Consider the following 6,452-nt stretch of genomic DNA (forward strand, 5'->3'; position numbering starts at 1 on the left):
GGGGGGGGTAGGCCCCTCTCCAACTCCGGCTAGCCAGCAAGCTGGCAAGCCTGCGTATCCTCTCCCCTGAAGGGGAGAGGGCAGGGGACTGAAGATTATGACCGACAAACCCACCCTCGACCAATGGGCCGCCGCCGCCGAGAAGGAGGTGAAGGGCCCAGATGCGTTTAGGGACCTGACCTGGCACACGCCCGAGGGGATCGACGTCAAGCCGCTCTACACGGCCGAGGATGTGAAGACCGACCCCGGCCTGCCTGGTTTCGCGCCCTTCACGCGCGGCGTGCGCGCGTCGATGTACACCGGGCGGCCGTGGACGATCCGGCAATATGCGGGCTTTTCGACTGCCGAGGAATCGAACGCCTTCTATCGCCGCAACCTCGCGGCGGGGCAGAAGGGGCTGTCGGTCGCTTTCGATCTGGCGACGCACCGCGGCTATGACAGCGACCATCCGCGCGTCGTCGGCGACGTCGGCAAGGCGGGCGTCGCGATCGACAGCGTCGAGGACATGAAGATATTGTTCGACGGCATCCCGCTCGACCAGATGTCGGTCAGCATGACGATGAACGGCGCGGTGATCCCGATCCTCGCCTTCTTCATCGTCGCGGGCGAGGAGCAGGGGGTGGCGCGGTCGCTGCTCGACGGGACCATCCAGAACGACATCCTCAAGGAGTTCATGGTCCGCAACACCTATATCTACCCGCCCGAACCCTCGATGCGGATCATCAGCGATATCTTCGGTTATACGTCGCGCGAGATGCCGAAGTTCAACAGCATCTCGATCTCCGGCTATCATATGCAGGAGGCGGGGGCGACGCAGGTGCAGGAACTCGCCTTCACCATCGCCGACGGCATCGAATATGTGAAATATGGCGTCGCATCCGGCCTCGACATCGACAAGTTCGCCGGTCGGCTGTCCTTCTTCTTCGCCATCGGCATGAACTTCTTCATGGAGGCGGCGAAGCTGCGCGCGGCGCGCGTCCTGTGGCATCGCGCGATGACGAAGCTCGGCGCGCAATCCGAACGCTCGAAGATGCTGCGCACCCATTGCCAGACGTCGGGCGTGTCGCTGACCGAGCAGGACCCCTACAACAACGTCATCCGCACGACGATCGAGGCGATGGCGGCGATGCTCGGCGGCACCCAGTCGCTCCACACCAATGCGCTCGACGAGGCGATCGCGCTGCCGACGGATTTTTCCGCCCGCATCGCCCGCAACACCCAGATCATCATCCAGGAAGAGACCGGCATGTGCAATGTCGTCGATCCGCTGGGCGGCAGCTATTATGTCGAGGCGCTGACGCAGGAACTGGTCGACAAGGCGCAGGCGATCATCGACCGCGTCGAGGCCGAGGGCGGCATGGCGAAGGCGGTCGCGGCGGGCTGGCCCAAGGCGATGATCGAGGAAGCCGCCGCGGCGCGGCAGGCGCGCGTCGACCGCGGCGACGACGTGATCGTTGGCGTCAACAAATATCGCCTGAAGGACGAGGACCTGCTCGAAACGCTCGAGGTCGACAACACCAAGGTGCGCGAAGCGCAGGTCGCGCGCATCAACACGGTGAAGGCGAGCCGCGACGAGGCGGCGTGCCGCGCGGCCCTCGACGCGCTGCGCAGGGCGGCGGCCGCGCCGCAGTCGATCGAGACCAACCTGCTCGCCCACGCGGTCGATGCGGCGCGCGCCCGCGCGACGCTCGGCGAGATTTCGGCGGCGATGGAGGAAGCCTTCGACCGCTATGCGACCGTGCCGACCCCGGTGAAGGGCGTCTATGCCGCGCCCTACAAGGACGACGGCCGCTGGCAGCAGGTCGTCGACGGGGTCAAGGCGGTCGAGCGCCGGCTGGGCCGCGCGCCCAAGCTGCTGATCGCCAAGATGGGGCAGGACGGGCACGACCGCGGCGCCAACGTCATCGCCTCGGCCTTCGGCGACATGGGTTTCGACGTCGTCTCAGGCCCCCTGTTCCAGACGCCGGAGGAAACGGTGGTGCTCGCGCTCGAAAGCGGGGTCGACGCGGTCGGTGCGTCGAGCCTCGCCGCCGGGCACAAGACGCTGATCCCCGAACTGATCCGGGGCCTCAAGGAAGCCGGGCGCAGCGACATCAAGGTTATCGCGGGGGGCGTCATCCCGCCGCAGGATTATGATTATCTGCGCGACGCCGGGGTGCAGGGTATCTATGGACCCGGTTCCAACGTGGTCGAATGCGCCGCCGACGTGCTGCGCCTGCTCGGCCACAATATGCCGCCACTGGAGGATGCCGCATGACTGAGATGAAGCCCGAAACGCTGACCGTCCACGCCGGGACCCAGCCCGATCCGACGACCAAGGCGCGGATCACCCCGATCTATCAGACCTCATCCTATGTCTTCGACAGCGTCGAACATGCCTCGCGCCTGTTCAACCTCGAAGAGTTCGGGAACATCTACACGCGGATCATGAACCCGACCAACGGCGCGCTGGAGGGCAAGATCGCCGCGCTCGAAGGCGGCGCGGGCGCACTCGCAGTGGCGTCGGGCCACGCGGCGCAGTTCCTGACCTTTCACACGCTGATGGAACCGGGCTGCGAGATCGTCGCGGCGCGCAAGCTGTATGGCGGGTCGCAGAACCAGCTTGGCCAGAGTTTCCGCAAGATGGCGTGGACAACGCATTTCGTCGACGCCGACGATGCCGGCAATGTCGCCGCTGCGATCACCGACAAGACGCGCGCGGTGTTCATCGAAAGCCTCGCCAACCCAGGCGGGGTCGTGCAGGACATCGAGGCGATCGCCAAGGTCGCGCATGATGCCGGGGTGCCGCTGATCGTCGACAACACGATGGCGACACCGATGCTGTGCCGCCCGATCGAGCATGGCGCCGACATCGTCGTTCATTCGACGACCAAGTTCCTCAACGGCCATGGCAATGCGATCGGCGGGGTGATCGTCGACGCGGGATCGTTCGACTGGACGAAGGGCGGCAAATATCCGACGCTGACCGAGCCCAACGCCTCCTATCACGGCATCAAGTTCGCCGAAACGTTCGGCAACCTCGCCTTCATCCTCGCCGCGCGGACGCTCGGCCTGCGCGACCTCGGCCCGGCGCTCGCACCGATGAACGCGTTCCTCGCGCTCACCGGCATGGAGACGCTGGCGCTGCGGATGGAGCGCCATTGCAGCAACGCGCTCGCGCTCGCCAAATGGCTGCGTGCGCATCCGAAGGTCGATTGGGTGTCCTACGCCGGGCTGGAGGACGACCCCTATCACGCGCTCGCGAAGCGCTATCTCGGCGGCAAGGGCGGCGCGGTGTTCACCTTCGGGCTCAAGGGCGGCTACGACGCGGGCGTCAAGCTGGTGTCGTCGGTGAAGATGTTCAGCCACCTCGCCAACCTCGGCGACACACGCTCGCTCATCATCCATCCCGCCTCGACCACGCACAGCCAGCTTTCCGAAGCCGAACTCGTCGAGACGGGCGCGGGTCCCGACGTGGTGCGCGTGTCGGTCGGCATCGAGCATATCGACGACATCATCGCCGACCTCGCACAGGCGCTGGAGGCGATCGCGTGAGCCAGATCCAATCCACTCCGCCCCCTCATCCGTTCGTGTCGAGCGAAGTCGAGACACCGGGAGGTCGTGCGCGACCGATGGGCATCTCGACTTTGCTCGATGCGAACGGAGCGGGAGAGGCGCGCAATGACTGGACGCGCGAGGAAATCGCCGCGCTGTTCGACCTGCCGTTCGATGAGCTGATGTGGGAGGCGCAGGGCATCCACCGGCGCCACCATGCGCGCGGCGAGGTGCAGCTCTGCACCTTGCTCAGCATCAAGACCGGCGGCTGCGCCGAGGATTGCGGCTATTGCTCGCAGTCGGCGCACGCCGAAACGGGGCTGAAGGCGACCAAGCTGATGGACGTCCGCGCCGTGCTGCAGGCGGCGGCCGAGGCGAAGGATGCGGGCTCGCAGCGCTTCTGCATGGGCGCGGCGTGGCGCAACCCCAAGGACCGCGACATGCCCGCGATCGTCGAGATGATCGAGGGCGTGCGCCAGATGGGCATGGAAACCTGCATGACGCTGGGGATGCTCACCCGCGAGCAGGCGCAGACGCTCGCGGTCGCGGGGCTCGATTATTACAACCACAACATCGACACGAGCCCGGAGAATTACGGCAACATCATCTCGACCCGCACCTTTCAGGACCGGCTCGACACGCTGGAAGAGGTTCGCGCGGCGGGCATCAACGTCTGTTCGGGCGGCATCGTCGGCCTGGGCGAGACGCGCGAGGATCGCGTCGGCTTCATCCACGCGCTTGCAACGCTGCCGCGGCATCCCGAAAGCGTGCCGGTCAACGCGCTGATCCCGATCAAGGGCACGGTGCTCGGCGACATGCTCGCCGATACGCCGCTGGCGCAGATCGACGACATCGAGTTCGTCCGCACCGTCGCGGTCGCGCGCATCACGATGCCGAAGTCGATGGTTCGCCTGTCTGCGGGCCGCGAGAGCATGTCGGAGGCGACGCAGGCGCTATGCTTCATGGCGGGCGCGAACAGCATCTTCACCGGCGACAAGCTGCTGACCACGGCGAACGCGGGCGATAGCAAAGACGCCGCGCTGTTCGCCAAGCTGGGGCTGCGCCCGATGGAGAGCGAAGAGCCGATGCGGATGGAGGCGGCGGAGTGAGCATCGCGCGCCTTATCCTTGTTGCGACGGCCTTGGGCGTGTGCACGCCCGTGGCCGAGGCGTGTGGATATCAGCCGGAACGGTTAAAGATTAGCCGTATCCGAGAGGTAAGCGATGTAGTTGTAAAAGGTCAGCTAACCTACTCATTTAGCGACGAAGAAGATCTGCCATTTGGTGCGCCTGACTGGCTCGTTGGCAACATTGCCGCGCAAAAGATCATGAAGGGGATTCCAGCCGAGTCATACCCAATCCGCCACAGCGTTATGCAATTCTATTGCAGCGGTGCCGGATGGGAACCCGATCGCGAACACCCGAAGCCGACTTACTCCGGCGACTTCTACCTGCGGCGCACTGCCGATAACCACTACGTCATTTTGGGATACAGGCCATAATATGTTCAAGAAAATCCTGATCGCCAACCGCGGCGAAATCGCCTGCCGCGTCATCAAGACCGCGCGCCGCATGGGCATTGCGACCGTCGCCGTCTATTCGGACGCCGACGCGCGCGCGCCCTTCGTGCGCATGGCCGACGAGGCGGTGCACATCGGCCCGTCGCCCGCGTCCGAATCCTATCTGATCGCCGACAGGATCATCGAAGCCTGCAAGGCGACGGGGGCTGAGGCGGTGCATCCGGGCTATGGCTTCCTGTCCGAACGCACCAGCTTCGCCGAGGCGCTGGCCAAGGAAAATATCGCCTTCATCGGCCCGCCGGCGAACGCGATCGCCGCGATGGGCGACAAGATCGAGTCGAAGAAGCTTGCGAAGGAAGCGGGCGTCAACGTCGTCCCCGGCTTCGTCGGCGAAATCCGCGACACCGAGCATGCGGTCGAGATTTCGAACGAGATCGGCTATCCGGTGATGATGAAGGCGTCGGCGGGCGGCGGCGGCAAGGGCATGCGCCTCGCCTATGACGAAAAGGACGTCCGCGAGGGGTTCGAGAGCGTCAAGCGCGAAGGGCTGAACAGCTTCGGCGACGACCGCGTCTTCATCGAGAAGTTCATCCTCAACCCGCGCCATATCGAGATTCAGATCCTCGGCGACCAGCACGGCAACATCCTCTATCTGAACGAGCGCGAATGCTCGATCCAGCGCCGTCACCAGAAGGTGGTCGAAGAGGCGCCGTCGCCCTTCGTGACCGAGAAGATGCGCAAGGCGATGGGCGAACAGTGCGTCGCGCTGTCGAAGGCGGTCGGCTATTACAGCGCGGGCACGGTCGAACTGATCGTCTCGGGCGCCGATCCGACGGGCGAGAGCTTCTATTTCCTCGAAATGAACACCCGGCTTCAGGTCGAGCATCCGGTGACCGAGGCGATCACCGGCATCGACCTGGTCGAACAGATGATCCGCGTCGCGGCGGGCGAGAAGCTCGAACTGACGCAGGACGACATCAAGATCGACGGCTGGGCGATCGAGAATCGCGTCTATGCCGAGGACCCCTATCGCGGCTTCCTGCCTTCGACCGGGCGGCTTGTGCGCTATTCGCCGCCTCCCGCAAGCCGCCATCAAGCCCCGTTCGCATCGAGCGAAGTCGAGATGCCCATCGGTCGTGCGCGACTTCCTGGTGTCTCGACTTCGCTCGACACGAACGGAGATGAGAAGGCGGGTTATATCCGCGTCGATGATGGCGTGGCCGAAGGCGGCGAGGTGTCGATCTTCTACGACCCGATGATCGCCAAGCTGATCACCTGGGGCGAGACGCGCGACGAGGCCGCCGATCTGCAGGTCGCGGCGCTCGACCGCTTCGAGCTCGAAGGGCTCGGCCACAATATCGATTTCGTCTCGGCGATCATGCAGCACCCGCGCTTCCGC

General features: G+C 65.1%; 5 protein-coding genes. All 5 read left to right on the plus strand.

All coding sequences use genetic code 11. The features are described from left to right. Window positions 1-97 precede the first annotated feature (97 nt). Window positions 98-2,257 (plus strand): methylmalonyl-CoA mutase, encoded by a 2,160-nt coding sequence (scpA, locus tag ABS88_RS04895; protein WP_104959711.1) that lies wholly within the window; start codon window positions 98-100, stop codon window positions 2,255-2,257. Next, window positions 2,254-3,534: an O-acetylhomoserine aminocarboxypropyltransferase gene (locus ABS88_RS04900; protein WP_286749307.1), complete on the plus strand. Its 1,281-nt coding sequence runs from the start codon at window positions 2,254-2,256 to the stop codon at window positions 3,532-3,534. The genes scpA and ABS88_RS04900 overlap by 4 nt, the downstream gene beginning before the upstream one ends. A 77-nt stretch (window positions 3,535-3,611) precedes the next feature. Beyond that, window positions 3,612-4,643 carry a biotin synthase BioB gene (bioB, locus tag ABS88_RS04905; RefSeq protein ID WP_104959710.1) on the plus strand — a complete coding sequence of 344 codons (1,032 nt, stop codon included), beginning with the start codon at window positions 3,612-3,614 and terminating at the stop codon, window positions 4,641-4,643. Continuing rightward, window positions 4,640-5,035, plus strand: a complete 396-nt coding sequence (locus ABS88_RS04910; RefSeq protein WP_104959709.1) for a hypothetical protein — start codon at window positions 4,640-4,642, stop codon at window positions 5,033-5,035. Before bioB ends, ABS88_RS04910 begins: the two co-directional genes overlap by 4 nt. 1 nt (window position 5,036) lies before the next feature. Then, window positions 5,037-6,452, plus strand: a 1,416-nt coding sequence (locus tag ABS88_RS04915; protein WP_286749309.1) for an acetyl-CoA carboxylase biotin carboxylase subunit, incomplete at its 3' end; no start/stop codon positions are given.

The organism is Sphingopyxis sp. SCN 67-31, from assembly GCF_001725095.1.